The organism is Pseudomonas sp. PSPC3-2 (assembly GCF_049897085.1).
Lineage (GTDB): Bacteria > Pseudomonadota > Gammaproteobacteria > Pseudomonadales > Pseudomonadaceae > Aquipseudomonas > Aquipseudomonas paraveronii.
Window position 1 is genome coordinate 34,214 of the sequence record NZ_JAFCVO010000023.1, and the last position, 15,531, is coordinate 49,744.

Annotated in this window: 14 protein-coding genes; 6 read left to right on the forward strand and 8 right to left on the reverse strand. The window is 59.8% G+C overall.

All coding sequences use genetic code 11. The features are described from left to right. Positions 1-22: 22 nt before the first annotated feature. Positions 23-1,318, reverse strand: coding sequence for a murein hydrolase activator EnvC family protein (locus ACP7CJ_RS26370; RefSeq protein WP_247397316.1), 1,296 nt, complete (start codon positions 1,316-1,318; stop codon positions 23-25). Positions 1,319-1,576: 258 nt separating this feature from the next. Further along, on the reverse strand, positions 1,577-3,103 hold the full coding sequence (gene gpmI / locus ACP7CJ_RS26375; protein ID WP_276195871.1) for a 2,3-bisphosphoglycerate-independent phosphoglycerate mutase: 1,527 nt from the start codon (positions 3,101-3,103) through the stop codon (positions 1,577-1,579). Positions 3,104-3,254: 151 nt separating this feature from the next. On the opposite strand from gpmI, the gene ACP7CJ_RS26380 reads away from it, so the two are divergent. From ACP7CJ_RS26380 to secB, 3 genes are read left to right on the forward strand one after another with little or no spacing between them, the layout of a single operon-like run. Next, on the forward strand, positions 3,255-3,668 hold the full coding sequence (locus tag ACP7CJ_RS26380) for a rhodanese-like domain-containing protein (protein ID WP_017849931.1): 414 nt from the start codon (positions 3,255-3,257) through the stop codon (positions 3,666-3,668). A 1-nt stretch (position 3,669) separates the two neighbouring features. Beyond that, positions 3,670-3,924 (forward strand): glutaredoxin 3, encoded by a 255-nt coding sequence (gene grxC, locus ACP7CJ_RS26385; RefSeq protein ID WP_276195874.1) that lies wholly within the window; start codon positions 3,670-3,672, stop codon positions 3,922-3,924. A gap of 42 nt (positions 3,925-3,966) precedes the next feature. Beyond that, positions 3,967-4,446 carry a protein-export chaperone SecB gene (gene secB / locus ACP7CJ_RS26390; protein ID WP_014716520.1) on the forward strand — a complete coding sequence of 160 codons (480 nt, stop codon included), beginning with the start codon at positions 3,967-3,969 and terminating at the stop codon, positions 4,444-4,446. Between the two features lie 119 nt (positions 4,447-4,565). On the opposite strand, the gene ACP7CJ_RS26395 is transcribed toward secB, so the two are convergent. After that, the gene (locus ACP7CJ_RS26395; RefSeq protein ID WP_247397321.1) at positions 4,566-5,021 is read right to left on the reverse strand and encodes a tRNA (cytidine(34)-2'-O)-methyltransferase; all 456 of its coding nucleotides are present in this window, start codon (positions 5,019-5,021) and stop codon (positions 4,566-4,568) included. Between ACP7CJ_RS26395 and ACP7CJ_RS26400 the strand changes: the two genes are divergently transcribed. Further along, on the forward strand, positions 5,020-5,460 hold the full coding sequence (locus ACP7CJ_RS26400) for a hypothetical protein (protein WP_276195878.1): 441 nt from the start codon (positions 5,020-5,022) through the stop codon (positions 5,458-5,460). The genes ACP7CJ_RS26395 and ACP7CJ_RS26400 overlap by 2 nt on opposite strands. Positions 5,461-6,078: 618 nt before the next feature. Here the strand turns inward: ACP7CJ_RS26400 and ntrC are convergent. From ntrC to glnA, 4 genes are all read right to left on the reverse strand, one after another. Continuing rightward, positions 6,079-7,515: a nitrogen regulation protein NR(I) gene (gene ntrC / locus ACP7CJ_RS26405; RefSeq protein WP_247397323.1), complete on the reverse strand. Its 1,437-nt coding sequence runs from the start codon at positions 7,513-7,515 to the stop codon at positions 6,079-6,081. Further along, positions 7,512-8,597, reverse strand: coding sequence for a nitrogen regulation protein NR(II) (glnL, locus tag ACP7CJ_RS26410; RefSeq protein WP_247397324.1), 1,086 nt, complete (start codon positions 8,595-8,597; stop codon positions 7,512-7,514). Before glnL ends, ntrC begins: the two co-directional genes overlap by 4 nt. 377 nt (positions 8,598-8,974) lie before the next feature. Beyond that, positions 8,975-9,511 (reverse strand): chorismate mutase, encoded by a 537-nt coding sequence (locus ACP7CJ_RS26415; RefSeq protein WP_426102699.1) that lies wholly within the window; start codon positions 9,509-9,511, stop codon positions 8,975-8,977. Between the two features lie 207 nt (positions 9,512-9,718). Continuing rightward, the gene (gene glnA / locus ACP7CJ_RS26420; protein ID WP_003171128.1) at positions 9,719-11,125 is read right to left on the reverse strand and encodes a type I glutamate--ammonia ligase; all 1,407 of its coding nucleotides are present in this window, start codon (positions 11,123-11,125) and stop codon (positions 9,719-9,721) included. A 334-nt stretch (positions 11,126-11,459) separates the two neighbouring features. Here glnA and thiI point away from each other — a divergent pair, with 334 nt between their 5' ends. After that, a complete protein-coding gene (gene thiI / locus ACP7CJ_RS26425) occupies positions 11,460-12,914 on the forward strand; it encodes a tRNA uracil 4-sulfurtransferase ThiI (RefSeq protein ID WP_276195881.1) in 1,455 nt (484 codons plus the stop codon). Between the two features lie 139 nt (positions 12,915-13,053). Beyond that, complete coding sequence (typA, locus tag ACP7CJ_RS26430; RefSeq protein WP_247397328.1) at positions 13,054-14,874, forward strand: translational GTPase TypA; 1,821 nt, start codon at positions 13,054-13,056, stop codon at positions 14,872-14,874. 194 nt (positions 14,875-15,068) lie between these two features. Here the strand turns inward: typA and ACP7CJ_RS26435 are convergent, their stop codons facing one another. Next, the gene (locus ACP7CJ_RS26435; RefSeq protein WP_017849920.1) at positions 15,069-15,503 is read right to left on the reverse strand and encodes a YkgJ family cysteine cluster protein; all 435 of its coding nucleotides are present in this window, start codon (positions 15,501-15,503) and stop codon (positions 15,069-15,071) included. Between the last annotated feature and the right edge of the window lie 28 nt (positions 15,504-15,531).

Below are 15,531 nucleotides of genomic sequence, written 5' to 3' on the forward strand. Positions count from 1 at the left end.
AACTCCTAATGTAGATGCGACCCTATCCTTGGGTGCGGCACCATTGTGCAGGGTCGCTCGGGCGGCCCTGCTGACGAATAGCGAAGTACAGCGCCGGGGTGTCCTGGCCGCCACTGTTACCGACAGTGGAGATGGATTCACCGGCTTTTACCACATCACCTGCCGACTTGAGTAAAGTCTGATTGTGGCCATAAAGACTCAAATAGCCATTACCGTGGTCGAGAATCACCAATAGACCGGCGCCCCGCAACCAATCGGCAAACACCACGCGACCGCCGTGGACGGCGTGGACCTGGCTGCCGGCGGCGGCACTGATCATCACCCCATCCCACTTGGCGCGGGTGTCATCGCCACGGGTTTCCCCAAAGCGTGCCAGTAGTCGACCATCAACGGGCCATGGAAGTTTGCCGCGAGCTGAAGCAAAAGGGCCGCCGAAGGATTCGCCCGCGCTGGAAACCAGCGGGCCAGGCGCTGCATGCGCCGGTTTACGTGGGGCCGGAGCGTCGGTAGTGGCTGCCAGTTCGGCCTCACGCTGACGCTTTTTTTCTGCTTCCTGCTGGGCGATCAGCGCTTTTTGTCGCGCTTCCTCGGCCTCGCGTGCCTGGCGGGCCAGGGTTTCTTCGATGGTTTTCAACACTTTGCCGAGGTCGGCCTGGTCCTGCTCGCGGGCTTGCAGCTTAGCGTCACGGGCCTTCACGTCGTCATTGAGCTTGGCCAGGGCCAGTTGGCGTTCCTTGCGCACCTTGTCGAGCTGGTCGCGCTGGGTGTCGAGGGCGCTTTTCTGGTCGAGCAACTGTGACTGCTGGTCGGCGATTTCCTGTTCGACGTTGGCCAGTTGGCGCAGGGTTTCGTTGAAACCCTTCAATTGAGCCAGGCGGGCCTTGCTCAGGTAATCGTAGTAGGTGAGGGTGCGCGCGAATTTTTCCGGGTTCTGCTGGTTGAGCAGCAGCTTGAGGTATTCCTGGCGGCCGCTCTGGTAGGCGGCGCGGGCCTGGATCGCGATCAGGCGTTGCTGTTCAACGCGTGCGCTCTGGAGTTTTTTTTTCTCAGCGTCGAGTCGCTCCAGTTCCGACTCGCTCTTCTTTAATTCTTTTTGTAGCTCCTGGACTTGTTTCTCCAGCTGGCCCATTTCGGTTTCCGTGCCGCGCAGGTCTTTCTGCACCCCGGATTTTTCTTCCTGGAGCTTGCCGAGCAGTTTTTTCAGCTCGGTAATGTCCTGACGCGTAGCGTCCAACTGTTGTTGGGTTTGTGCGCGCTCATCGGCAAATGCCGGTTGGAGCAAGCAGACAAGAGCGAGGGTAATCAAGGCGCGAAGCATAGAGGCGGGCGACACCAGGGAAATGGACGGCCTAGTATGCCCGCCAAGCGCTGCAAAAAAAACGCCCATTTGGGGCTTCTGGGCAAGATAGGTGCCGAGTGGCGCTGGTATGGCGAAAAGACATCCACCAAACACGAAGAGTCCAATGTGGGAGGGGGCTTGCCCCCGATTGCGGTGTGTCAGTCACCTGATGAGTTGACTGGTCCACTGCTATCGGGGGCAAGCCCCCTCCCACATTGATTTTCGGTGTTGCTTAGATCAGACCAGGATTGAGGTGCCGGTCATCTCTTTCGGCTTCTCCAGCCCCATCAACATCAACATGGTCGGCGCCACATCGGCCAGCACGCCGCCGTTGCGCACTTTGAAGTCGCGCTTGCCGACGTAGATGAACGGCACCGGCTCGGTGGTGTGGGCAGTGTGGGCTTGTCCGGTGGATTCGTCGGACATTTGCTCGCAGTTGCCGTGGTCGGCGGTGATCAGCGCTTCGCCGCCGACTTTTTCCAGGGCTTCGACGATGCGGCCCACGCACAGGTCCAGGCATTCCACCGCCTTGACCGCGGCGGCCAGGTTGCCGCTGTGGCCGACCATGTCGCCGTTGGCGTAGTTGACCACGATCACGTCATAACGCTGGTGATCAATGGCATCGACGATCTTGTCGGTCACTTCCGGCGCGCTCATTTCCGGCTGCAGGTCGTAGGTCGCGACTTTTGGCGACGGGATCAGGATGCGCTCTTCGCCCGGGAACGGTTCTTCGCGGCCACCGGAAAAGAAGAAGGTCACGTGGGCATATTTCTCGGTTTCGGCGATGCGTAGCTGGGTCTTGCCGTTTTTCGCCAGGTAGTCGCCCAGCACGTTTTCCAGGCTGCCCGGGGCAAAAGCCGACGGGGCCGGGATGTTGGCGGCGTATTGGGTGAGCATGACGAACTCGACGTTCGGCTGGCGCGCGCGTTCGAAGTCCTTGAAACCGGCATCGACGAATACGTGGCTCAGCTCGCGGGCACGGTCGGCGCGGAAGTTCATGAACACTACGGCATCGCCGTCTTCGACTTTCACCGGCTCGCCGATGGTCGTGGCTTTGACGAACTCATCGCTCTCGCCACGCGCGTAGGCGGCTTCCAGGCCTTCCTGGGCGGTGGCGGCGTTGAATTCGGCCTGGCCGTCGACGATCAGGTTGTAGGCCTGGGACACGCGGTCCCAGCGGTTGTCGCGGTCCATGGCGAAATAGCGACCGACCAGGCTGGCGATACGGCCCTTGCCCAGGGCGGCGAAGGCGGCGTCCAGCAGTTCGATCGACGACTGCGCGCTTTTCGGCGGCGTGTCGCGGCCGTCGAGGAAGGCGTGCAGGTAGATCTTGTCGGCGCCGCGCTTGAAGGCCAGTTCGGCCATGGCCACGAGATGGTCCTGGTGGCTGTGTACGCCACCGTCGGACAGCAGGCCCATGAAGTGAACGGCCTTGCCGGCGGCGACGGCTTTATCGACTGCCGCGCAGATGGTCGGGTTCTCGAAGAACTCGCCATCGCGGATCGCTTTGGTCACGCGGGTGAAGTCCTGATAGACCACTCGTCCGGCGCCGAGATTCATATGGCCGACTTCCGAGTTGCCCATTTGGCCGTCCGGCAGGCCCACATCCATGCCCGAACCGGAGATCAGGCCGTTGGGCAGGGTGGCGGTCAGGCGGTCCAGCACCGGCTTGTTGGCCGAGTACACGGCGTTGTCGTGGTGGCTTTCACTGTGTCCGAAGCCATCGAGAATTATCAGGACCAAAGGTTTAGGCGTCGTAGTCATAGATCCTCTCGCGGCGGTAATTAATGAAGGGGATTGAAAAGGGAGTGGCAGTTTAAAGCGAAGTTCCGACCACGTCACCGCTTTACGGGGGTTGGCCCCCCCTGACGGCTGTGTATACTTACCGCCATTTTAACGCCCTGGAACCTCCTTGATGGTTGATCACCTGATTGCATTTGCCACTGCCCACTACCTGCTCGCGGGTGCCTTCGTCATCCTGCTGGCGCTGCTGATCGCTCATGAAATGAGCCGCGGTGGCCGCAGCCTGAGCACGTCGGAGCTGACCGCGCTGGTCAACAAGGATGAGGCCGTTGTCGTGGATATCCGTCCGGCCAAGGATTTTGCCGCCGGTCATATCGTCGGCGCCCTGAACATTCCCCAGGACAAGCTGATCGCGCGCCTGGCCGAGCTGGAAAAGCACAAGGCCAAGACCATCATCCTGGTCGACGCCCAAGGCCAGCATTCCGGCACTCACGCCCGCGAAATGCTCAAGACCGGCTTCACCGCCGCCAAGCTGTCTGGTGGTATCAGCAGCTGGCGCGCCGATAACCTGCCGCTGGTGAAGTGATATGAGCCAGGTTGTCGTGTATTCCAGCGATTGGTGCCCTTACTGCATGCGGGCCAAGGCCTTGCTGGAGAAGAAGGGTGTTGCCTTCGGAGAGATCAAGGTCGACGGCAAACCCCAGGTGCGCGCCGAAATGGCCCAGAAGGCGGGGCGCACTTCCGTGCCGCAGATCTGGATCGGCGCCAAGCACATCGGCGGATGCGATGACCTGTTTGCCCTTGAGCGCGCCGGAAAGCTGGACGCGCTGCTTCACGTCTGACTCCTAAACCCTAAAAGACCCCAAGATCAAGAAGGATCTGCGATGACTGACCAACAGAACACCGAAGCAGCAGAAGCCCAAGGCCCACAGTTTTCGCTGCAGCGCATCTATGTGCGCGACCTGTCGTTCGAAGCACCGAAAAGCCCGGCCATCTTCCGTCAGGAATGGACCCCAAGCGTTGCGCTGGACCTGAATACCCGTCAAAAAGCGCTGGAAGGCGACTTCCACGAAGTCGTGCTGACCCTGTCGGTCACCGTCAAGAATGGCGAAGAAGTGGCCTTCATCGCTGAAGTGCAACAGGCCGGTATCTTCCTGATCCAGGGCCTGGACGAAGCGTCCATGAGCCACACCCTGGGTGCGTTCTGCCCGAACATCCTGTTCCCGTATGCCCGCGAGACCCTGGACAGCCTGGTCACCCGTGGCTCGTTCCCGGCGCTGATGCTGGCTCCGGTGAACTTCGATGCCCTGTACGCGCAAGAGCTGCAGCGCATGCAACAGGAAGGCGCACCGACTGTTCAATAAGTCGATGCGGTAAAAAATGTGGGAGGGGGCTTGCCCCCGATTGCGGTGGATCAGTCAGGTAGATGTCGACTGACACTCCGGCATCGGGGGCAAGCCCCCTCCCACATTTGTTTTGTGCGTTACTTGAAACCGAGTTGGCGCCAGCCTTCGTAGACGGCTATGGCGACGGTGTTGGACAGGTTCAGGCTGCGGCAACCTTCGCGCATCGGCAGACGCAGGCGATGGCCGTCGGGCAGGGCGTCGAGCACCTCGGCGGGCAGGCCACGGCTTTCCGGGCCGAACAGGAAGGCGTCGCCGTCGGCGAAGCTGGCATCATGGAACGGCCGCGAGCCCTTGGTGGTGAACGCGAACAACCGAGGGTGGCCCAGGCTTTCCAGGCAACTGGCGAGGTCGGCGTGGCGCTTGAGGGTGGCGTACTCGTGGTAGTCCAGCCCGGCGCGGCGCAGGCGCTTGTCGTCCATGTCGAAGCCCAGGGGCTCGATCAAATGCAGGTGGCAGCCACTGTTGGCGCACAGCCTGATAACGTTGCCGGTATTCGGCGGAATTTCTGGTTGAAAAAGGATGACGTGAAACATGCACGGCTCCGAAGGCAAAGATGCGCTGCATTCTACCCTCGAAGAGGACCCCAGGCCGAAGCTATTGCCGAGGGTTTTGGGCTCTTTGGCGATTGTCGGCCTGATGGTCGGCCTGATGATCGGTCGTCTGACTACCCCGGACCCGGTCGAGTTGCTGCAGGTGACGCCGGCAACTGACGGTGCGGTGGTGTGGTTCAACAGCGAACCCAAGCTGCATGGCGAGCATATCGACGGCACCGTGGCGCTGTTGTTCGACGCGCAGGGCCAGGCTGCCAGCGGGCAGCTCAAGGTCAATGACAAGGATGTGAACTGGCGCGTGCGCAAGACCGATGGCGGTCTGTTGCTCAGCCTGGTGGCGGCGCGGCCGTTGCGTGGGGAATGGTCGGGAGAGAAGGCTGAAGGCCGCTGGCGGCTGGAGATCCATCTCCAAGAGCAATAAAAGAGGGAATCCCCGGCCTGCCTGTACCAAGGTTCCCGAAACGGGCTGGGGCTATGGGCGCTGTGCCGCATAAGCCCCGGGTGTAAAGAAGGGAGTTCCCGGCCTGCCTGTACCAGGGCTCCCAAAACGGGGTGAAGCCAGTGGGCTTCGGTGTTAAAGAGGGAATCCCCGGCCTGCCTGTACCGAGGTTCCCCAAAGCGGTGTGGAGCGCGACGCGGTTCGCATCAAGCACCCCGGGTGTAAAGAGGGGATTCTCGGCCTGCCTGTACCAAGGTCCCCGAAACTGGGTTGTATCTGGGTTATTGCAGGGTGCGTGCCACAGTGGCCAAGTTGCCCAAAAAAAGCGCTCCAGACAGCGCAAAGCCCCGGTATACGGGGCTTTGGTGTTTTCGGTTTTCAGATTTTATTCAGTGAGGCTGAGGTTTCAGGTGTTGGTGCCGTGCTCGATGCCGGTTCATGCTGCATTGAAGCGGTGCATGCTTGTGAAACCTTGTGAAGATCTAAATGTGGGAGGGGGCTTGCCCCCGATGGCGGTGGGTCAGTCAAATAGATGTCGACTGACACTCCGGCATCGGGGGCAAGCCCCCTCCCACATTGGATCTTCAGTGGACCTGAGATTCAGCCCTCATCACCTTCGTCATCATCCCCGCCATCCACCTTCATCCCCAGCTCCTTGATCTTGCGCGTCAGGGTGTTGCGGCCCCAACCCAGCAGCACGGCCGCATCGCGGCGGCGACCGGCGGTATGCTTGAGGGCGGTTTCGATCATGATCCGCTCGAAGGCCGGCACGGCGCTGTCCAGCAGGTTCGACTGGCCGCGTGCCAGGGCCTGGTCGGCCCATTGGCGTAGCGCCTGTTCCCAGTTGGTCACGGGCGCCGAATCCTGCGGCAGGCTGAGCAATTCCGGTGGCAGGTCGCCGATATGCACTTCGCGCCCGGACGCCATCACCGTGATCCAGCGGCAGGTGTTCTCCAGTTGGCGCACGTTGCCGGGCCACGGCAGGTTCTTCAGGTATTCCTCGGTCTCGCTTTTCAGCAGCTTCGGCTCGACGGCCAGCTCCTGGGCAGCGCGGCTGAGGAAGTGGCGCGCGAGGGTCGGGATGTCTTCGCGACGGTCCGACATGCGCGGGATATGGATGCGGATCACGTTGAGGCGGTGGAACAAGTCCTCACGGAACTTGCCCGCATGCACCAGGGTTTCCAGGTTCTGGTGAGTCGCGGCGATGATGCGCACGTCGACCTTGACCGGCGTATGCCCGCCCACACGGTAGAACTCGCCGTCCGCCAGTACGCGCAGCAAGCGGGTCTGGGTATCGGCCGGCATGTCGCCGATTTCATCGAGAAACAGTGTGCCGCCGTCCGCTTGTTCAAAGCGCCCGCGTCGCAGGTTGGCCGCGCCGGTGAAGGCACCTTTCTCGTGGCCGAACAGCTCGGATTCCATCAAGTCCTTGGGAATCGCCGCCATGTTCAGCGCGATAAACGGCGACGCCGCCCGTGGGCTGTGGCGGTGCAGGGCGTGGGCCACGAGTTCTTTACCGGTGCCCGACTCGCCGTTGATCAGCACGGTGATGTTGGAGTGGCTCAAGCGCCCGATGGCGCGAAACACTTCCTGCATCGCCGGCGCTTCACCGATGATTTCCGGGGTGCGGGTCAGGGCGGGCGGGGCTTCCTGGTTCTGCTGTTCCTGGGCGTGCTGGTTGGCGCGCTTGACCAGCGCCACCGCTTCGTCCACGTCGAACGGCTTGGGCAGGTATTCAAAGGCACCGCCCTGATAGGACGCCACAGCGCTGTCCAGGTCCGAGTGCGCGGTCATGATGATCACCGGCAGGCGCGGGTGCTGCTCGCGAATCCGTGCCAGCAGGTCCAGGCCGCTGGCACCGGGCATGCGGATGTCGGAGATGATCACGTCGGGCTGCTGGCGCGCCAGGCGGCTCATCACCCCGTCAGCGCTGTCGAAGCTCTGGGTGGTCATGCCTTCCTGTTGCAGGGCTTTCTCGAGGACCCAGCGGATAGAACGGTCGTCATCGACGATCCAGACAGTTTCACTACGGCTCATGTCGATGGGGCTCCTTGTTCCAGAGGCAGAAAGATCGAGAACGTGGTGTGGCCAGGATGGCTCTCACATTCGATCAGACCCTGGTGCTGGCTGATGATGTTCTGGGTAATGGCCAGGCCCAGCCCGGTACCGTCCGGGCGGCCGCTGACCATGGGAAAGAAAATGGTTTCCTGCAGTTCCGCAGGAATGCCCGGGCCGTTGTCGGTAATTTCGACCTTGGTTACCAGGCGATGGCGCACGTGGCCGATGGTGAACTGGCGCAAGGCGCGGGTGCGCAGGCTGATGCGGCCCAGGCGCAGCTCGTTCTGGCTGCTGATGGCCTGCATGGCGTTGCGCACGATATTGAGTACCGCCTGGATCATCTGCTCGCGGTCGATCAACACGTCGGGAATGCTTGGGTCATAGTCGCGCACCAAGGTGATGCAACCCTGGCTTTCGGCCTCGACCAGATGACAGACACGCTCCAGCACCTCGTGCACGTTGGTCATCGCCAGCGCCGGCAGCTTGTTGGAGCCGAGCATGCGGTCCACCAGGTTGCGCAGGCGGTCGGCCTCTTCGATGATGACGTTGGTGTAGTCCTTGAGGTGCTCGTCCGGCAGCTCGCGCGCCAGCAACTGCGCCGCGCCGCGAATCCCGCCCAACGGGTTCTTGATCTCGTGGGCCAGGCCGCGCACCAGCATCTTGCTGGTCTCCTGCTTGGACAGCTGCGCTTCTTCCTTGGTGATGCGCAGCAGGCGGTCACGCGGGTGGACTTCGAGCAGCAGCAGGGTGCTGCCGTTGCTCAGGATCGGGGTCACGGCGTAGTCGACGGTCAGGGTCTGGCCGGTCAGGGCGGTGAGCATCGCTTCGCGCTTGGTGAACGGGTGTGCCTGCTCCACCGCCTGGCGCAACGAGCTCAAGGCTTCGGCCGACTCGGTGAACAATTCGCTGATGAACTGCCCATGGCTGCGCTGGCCGCTGATGGCCAGGAGCATCTCTGCCGCCGGGTTCATGTACTCAAGGCGCAGATCGTCATTGAGCAGGATGGTCGCGGTGGTCAGGTTGTCGAGTAACAAACGGTGCAGTGCATCGCTGATGGTCATCAGGACCTCTTTTGGAGCAAGGCGCGGGCTTGAGGCACACGCTGATACAAGGAAAATGCAAAAACCAAACCAAGGCTCCGAAAAGAAGCGTTGAAGCCGTGAAATAGGGGTTTAAGGCTCGAAACTGTGGCGTTCTGCCAGCTTTGTCGGGTAGTTTCGAACCAAAATGGGCTGGGCCGGTGGGAAGGGTGCAATGCTTTGCACCAATGTAGTGCGGTTTTGTGACGTTTGTTCAGAAATATGCCGCGTGAACCTCCGATTGCACGCAATACCAACGTGGGAGGGGGCTTGCTCCCGATGGCGATGGCCGAGTTACCCATGAGGTAGCTGACACACGGCTATCGGGCCCAGGCCCCTTTCCGCTTGGGTACGCTGCCTTAATCTGGGTGGCGGCACAGTTCGGCGGTAGCGCGAATCATCGCCAGCTGGCGCAGCGGCTCATTGCGCCGCTCATGCACCGTCTCGACCAACCATTGCGGGCACTGCGGGTCACTGCGCTGGGGGGTGAAGTCGGCCAACTGCTGTAGTAGGCGCTTTTGCAGTTGGTCCAGTTGCGGGCGAATCTGCTTGACCAGATCCGGGCGTGGATCGTCGGGTGCCTTACCCTGGAACTGCCAGTCGGACAGGTGGGCGTACTGCACCAGTTTGTTCGCTTCGATCTGCGCCGAGAAAAATTGCCCGGCAGCGGCAGGGTCGAGCTTGTAGCTCGGTGCCAGGGCGACGACGCTGGCGATTACCTCTTGCTCGCGTTTCTTGTCTTCCACGGGCTTGTGGCTGTCCCACTTGCTCAGGGCGACCTGGTCGGCGATTGCCAGGCGTTCGGCGACGCTGTTGAGTAAAGGTTCGAGGCTGGGCGGCGCAGCGCTCGCACTGGCACTGACCAATAACAGAGCGAACACAAGTCTACGTTTCAATGCTGATCTCCTTGTGGGAGGGGGCTTGCCCCCGATAGCAGAGTGTCCGTCAGCACCTGTATCAACTGATCCACTGCTATCGAGAGCAAGCTCCCTCCCACCTTTTTGATTGGGTTTGCAGGTGCGGAGCTGTGTAATCCGCGGGCAAAAAAAGACCTCCCGAAGGAGGTCTTTTTCGATCACGCCACGTTAAGCGACGCTACCGGATCAGCAGCTGTAGTACAGCTCGTATTCCAGTGGGTGCACGAAGGTACGCACCTTGATTTCTTCTGCGCTTTTCAGCTCGATGTAGGCATCGATGAAGTCGTCGCTGAACACGCCGCCTTTGGTCAGGAACGCACGGCCTTTGTCCAGCTCTTCCAGGGCTTCTTTCAGGCTGCCGCACACTTGTGGGATCTCTTTGGCCTCTTCAGGCGGCAGGTCGTACAAGTTTTTGTCGGCGGCGTCGCCAGGGTGGATCTTGTTCTGGATACCGTCCAGGCCGGCCATTACAAGCGCAGCGAAGGCCAGGTATGGGTTGGCTGCCGGGTCCGGGAAGCGAGCTTCGATACGGCGAGCGCGAGGGCTGGACACGTAAGGAATACGGATCGAGGCGGAGCGGTTACGGGCCGAGTAGGCCAGCATTACCGGTGCTTCGAAACCTGGGACCAGACGCTTGTAGGAGTTGGTCGATGGGTTGGTGAAGCCGTTCAGGGCCTTACCGTGCTTGATGATACCGCCGATGAAGTACAGGGCAGTGTCGGACAGGCCGGCATAACCTTCGCCAGCGAAGGTGTTCTTGCCATCTTTGGCGATGGACAGGTGAACGTGCATACCCGAACCGTTATCGCCGTACAGTGGCTTAGGCATGAAGGTCGCGGTACGGCCGTAGGCAACGGCAGTGTTGTGTACGCAGTACTTCAGGGTCTGAACTTCGTCAGCCTTGGCCACCAGGGTGTTGAACTTCACACCGATTTCGTTCTGGCCGGCAGTGGCCACTTCGTGGTGGTGTACTTCGATGACCAGGCCCATGTCTTCCATGGCGTTGCACATGGAGGTACGGATTTCGTGGTCGTGGTCGAATGGTGGAACCGGGAAGTAACCGCCTTTGATGCCTGGACGGTGGCCATGGTTGCCGCCTTCAACGTCCTGGTCGGACATCCACGAACCTTGTTCGGAGTAGATCTTGAACATGGAACCGGAGATGTCGGACTTGAACTTCACTTGGTCGAAGATGAAGAATTCTGGTTCCGGGCCTACGAATACGGTGTCGCCGATACCGGTCGACTTCAGGTATTCCTCGGCACGCTTGGCGATCGCACGTGGGTCGCGGTCATAGCCTTGCATGGTCGACGGCTCGATCACGTCGCAGACGATGATCAGGGTTGGCTCTTCGGTGAACGGGTCCAGCACGGCAGTGCTGTCGTCCGGCATCAGGATCATGTCGGAGGCTTCGATGCCTTTCCAGCCGGCAATGGAGGAACCGTCGAACATTTTGCCTTCTTCGAAGAACGCGTCATCCAGCGCGTCGCGAGCCGGCATGGTCACGTGGTGCTGAGTGCCTTTTGTGTCCGTGAAGCGCAGATCAATCCATTTAACGTCATGATCTTTGATGAGTTGAACCGACTTCGACATGGTGTCCTCCGGGGTGGCTTCGGGCTGGGTAGTGGAGTTAGCCCTTAGAATGTGGGTGATGCCGGCGCGGATAGTCCGCCATGGCAACCTGCCTCACAAGAGAGCAAATTGCATGCCAGTGCGCCAACATGGCTTTTTTGCGTCAAAATGGCCCCTATAAAGGTGCAAACTGCTGAATTGGAATAAATAACGCACCTCAATGTAGCGACGCCTCGCAGAAACGACCCGTTTTGGTGCGTTGCGTCGGTGATGCATATTAACTGGTTAAACCTTGAGCGATTTCCGCTATAATCCGCGCCCCCCTTTTTCGGCAGGCCCGGCGCGCGCTGTTTCCATGAAATTAATCGTTAAAGTCTTCCCCGAGATCACCATCAAAAGCCGACCGGTACGGATGCGTTTCATCCGTCAGTTGGCCAAGAACATCCGTACCGTGCTCCGCGATCTGGACCCGGCGGTGGTGGTGAACGGTGTGTGGGACAATCTCGAGCTGGAAACCCGTGTCACCGACGCCAAGGCCTTGAAGGATATGACCGAGCGCCTGAGCTGCATGCCGGGTATCGCGCATTTCCTGCAGGTGGACGAGTACCCGCTGGGCGACTTCGACGACATTACCGAAAAGTGCAAACAACACTTCGGCAGTGAGCTGGAAGGCAAGATTTTTTCGGTGCGTTGCAAGCGTGCCGGCAAGCATCCGTTCAGCTCCATGGATGTGGAAAAATACGTCGGCAGCAAGCTGCGTCGCGAGTGCGGCGCCGCCGGAATTTCCCTCAAAGCGCCGCAAATTGAAGTGCGCATGGAAATTCGCGACCAACGGTTGTTTGTGATCCACAACCAGCACAATAGCATCGGCGGCTACCCGCTGGGCGCCCTGGAACAGACTCTGGTATTGATGTCCGGCGGTTTCGATTCCACGGTGGCGGCCTACCAGATCATGCGCCGCGGCCTGATGAGCCACTTCTGCTTCTTTAACCTGGGCGGGCGTGCACACGAATTGGGCGTGATGGAAGTCGCGCACTATATCTGGAAGAAGTACGGCAGCTCCCAACGCGTGCTGTTTGTCAGCGTGCCGTTCGAGGAAGTGCTGGGCGAAATTCTCGGTAAAGTCGATAACAGTCATATGGGCGTAGTATTGAAGCGTATGATGTTGCGCGCGGCGTCCCGAATTGCCGATCAACTGCAGATCGACGCGCTGGTGACCGGCGAAGCGATTTCCCAGGTGGCCAGCCAAACGCTGCCGAACCTGTCGCTGATCGACTGCGTTACCGAGAAGCTGGTGCTGCGCCCGCTGATCGCCAGCCACAAGCAGGACATCATCGACCTGGCAGAACAAATCGGCACCGCCGACTTTGCCAAGCACATGCCTGAATATTGCGGGGTCATTTCGGTGAACCCCAAGACCCACGCCAAGCGCAACCGCGTGGAGTATGAAGAACAACAGTTTGACATGGCGATTCTGGAGCGTGCGCTCGAGAACGCCAAACTGGTCCCGATCGATCGTGTCATCGACGAGTTGGGCCAGGATGTGCAGATCGAAGAAGTCAGCGAAGCCCTGGCGGGCCAGATCGTCATCGACATCCGTCACCCGGATGCCGCTGAAGATGAGCCGCTGGGCATCGCTGGCATCGACGTACAAACGCTGCCGTTCTATGCATTGAACGCGCGTTTCAAGGAACTGGATAACAGCCGTCAGTACCTGCTGTATTGCGACAAAGGCGTGATGAGTCGCCTGCATGCCCACCATTTGCTCAGTGAGGGGCATGCCAATGTGCGCGTTTATCGACCGAGCTAAGAGCCCGGGGCTGTACGCCTGTGGCCTGCGTCACCGGCCCCCCGACTCTGCCGTCAAGCCGTAACGGCAAGGCCTGACTCTACTGTTAATCGCTGCCACGACCTGTCAGCACACCGAATCCTCTGATCGAGATACACAAGTGATCGAAAATCTACGTAACATCGCCATCATTGCTCACGTTGACCATGGTAAAACCACCCTGGTAGACAAACTCTTGCGTCAATCCGGCACCCTGGAGCGCAACGAGCTCAACGACGAGCGCGTGATGGACTCCAACGACCAGGAGAAAGAGCGCGGTATTACCATCCTGGCTAAAAACACCGCTATCAACTGGAACGGCTACCACATCAACATCGTGGACACCCCGGGCCACGCCGACTTCGGCGGCGAAGTAGAACGCGTAATGTCGATGGTTGACTCCGTTCTGCTGCTGGTTGACGCTCAAGACGGCCCTATGCCGCAAACCCGTTTCGTGACCAAGAAGGCTTTCGAAGCCGGCCTGCGTCCGATCGTGTGCATCAACAAGGTTGACCGTCCAGGCGCGCGTCCGGACTGGGTTCTGGACCAGATCTTCGATCTGTTCGACAACCTGGGTGCTACCGAAGAACAACTGGACTTCCAGGTGATCTACGCTTCGGCCCTGAACGGTATTGCCGGTCTGGAACACACCGCCATGGCGGAAGACATGACCCCGCTGTACCAGGCGATCGTTGACCACGTTCCACCACCGAAGGTTGACCGTGACGGTCCGTTCCAGATGCAAATCTCGGCACTGGACTACAACAGCTTCCTGGGTGTTATCGGCGTTGGCCGTATCGCTCGTGGTAGCGTCAAGCCGAACACCCCGGTTGTCGCTATCGGCGCCGACGGCAAGAAACGCAACGGTCGTATCCTGAAGCTGATGGGTCACCACGGCCTGCACCGTATCGACGTTGAAGAAGCGTTCGCCGGCGACATCGTGTGCGTCAGCGGCATGGACTCGCTGTTCATCTCCGACACCCTTTGCCAGCCGGACACTGTCGAGGCGATGAAGCCTCTGACCGTTGACGAGCCAACCGTTTCCATGACCTTCCAGGTAAACGACTCGCCTTTCTGCGGTAAAGAAGGCAAGTTCGTGACTTCCCGTAACATCAAGGAACGTCTGGACAAAGAGCTGCTGTACAACGTGGCACTGCGCGTTGAAGAAGGCGACTCGGCTGACAAGTTCAAGGTTTCCGGCCGTGGTGAGCTGCACCTCTCGGTACTGATCGAAACCATGCGTCGCGAAGGCTTCGAAATGGGCGTTGGTCGTCCTGAAGTGATCATCCGTACTGTTGACGGCGTGAAGCAGGAACCGTTCGAAAACGTCACCATCGACACCCCTGAAGAATCCCAGGGCAAGGTCATGGAAGAGATGGGCCTGCGTAAGGGCGACCTGACCAACATGGTGCCGGATGGCAAAGGCCGTGTGCGTCTGGAATACAACATCCCTGCGCGTGGTCTGATCGGTTTCCGTAACCAGTTCCTGACCCTGACCAACGGTGCTGGCATCCTGACCTCGATCTTCGATCGCTACGACACCATGAAGTCCGGCGACATGTCCGGCCGTCAGAACGGTGTTCTGGTTTCGGTTGAAACCGGCAAGGCGCTGACCTACTCCCTGGAAACCCTCCAGGCGCGTGGCAAGCTGTTCGTTGAACACGGTCAAGAGATCTACAACGGTCAGATCGTTGGTCTGAACAGCCGTGACAACGACATGGGCGTCAACCCAACCAAAGGCAAGAAGCTCGACAACATGCGTGCTTCGGGTAAAGACGAAACCATCGCTCTGGTTCCACCGGTGAGGTTCTCCCTGGAACAGGCCCTGGAATTCATCCAGGACGACGAGCTGTGCGAAGTCACGCCTAAGTCGATCCGCCTGCGTAAGAAGATCTTGGACGAAGGCGAGCGTACCCGCGCTGCCAAGAAAGCCAAGAACTGAGTTAACTCAGGCTGAATGAAAAACGCCCCCGGTCGAAAGGCCGGGGGCGTTTTTTTATGTCTGGGATTTTTGTGGTGACTATGCGGGCCTCATCGGGGGCAAGCCCCCTCCCACAGTTTGATTTGTGAACGCCTTCAAAATGTGGGAGGGGGCTTGCCCCCGATAGGGCCCTTAAGAACCCTGCAAAACGTGAATCAGAACTTATCGAGCGTCTTGAAATTGGTCTCGCGCACCACTTCCTTCGGCTTGTACGCGCAATACCCTGGCCGTGGGCCGATTTTCGGGTGGTTGCGGCAGGTATCCGGGCGCTTGTCATAAATAGTGCAAAAGCGCGTCTTACGATCCAGGTACAGGCAGTCGTTGTTGCTCATGCGCTGCAGGGTGAAGATCTCGGATTTGCTGTTATAGCGCTCGACTATGCCTTCCTTCTGCAAGCGCTTGGCGATGTTCTTCGGCGGGTCGCCACGCTCGAATTCATCGACGATGCCAATGCGGATCAAGTCTTTGATCTTCACTTCGACCGGCAGCGTGCAGCAACTGGACACGCAGCCCCCGCACATGTGGGCGGAATATTTCTGCCAGGTCTCGAGACGGTCGAGTTCCGCGGCGGCGATCAGTTGAGGCTTCATCAGGGTTCCAAGGTGGGGCGGTATCCGG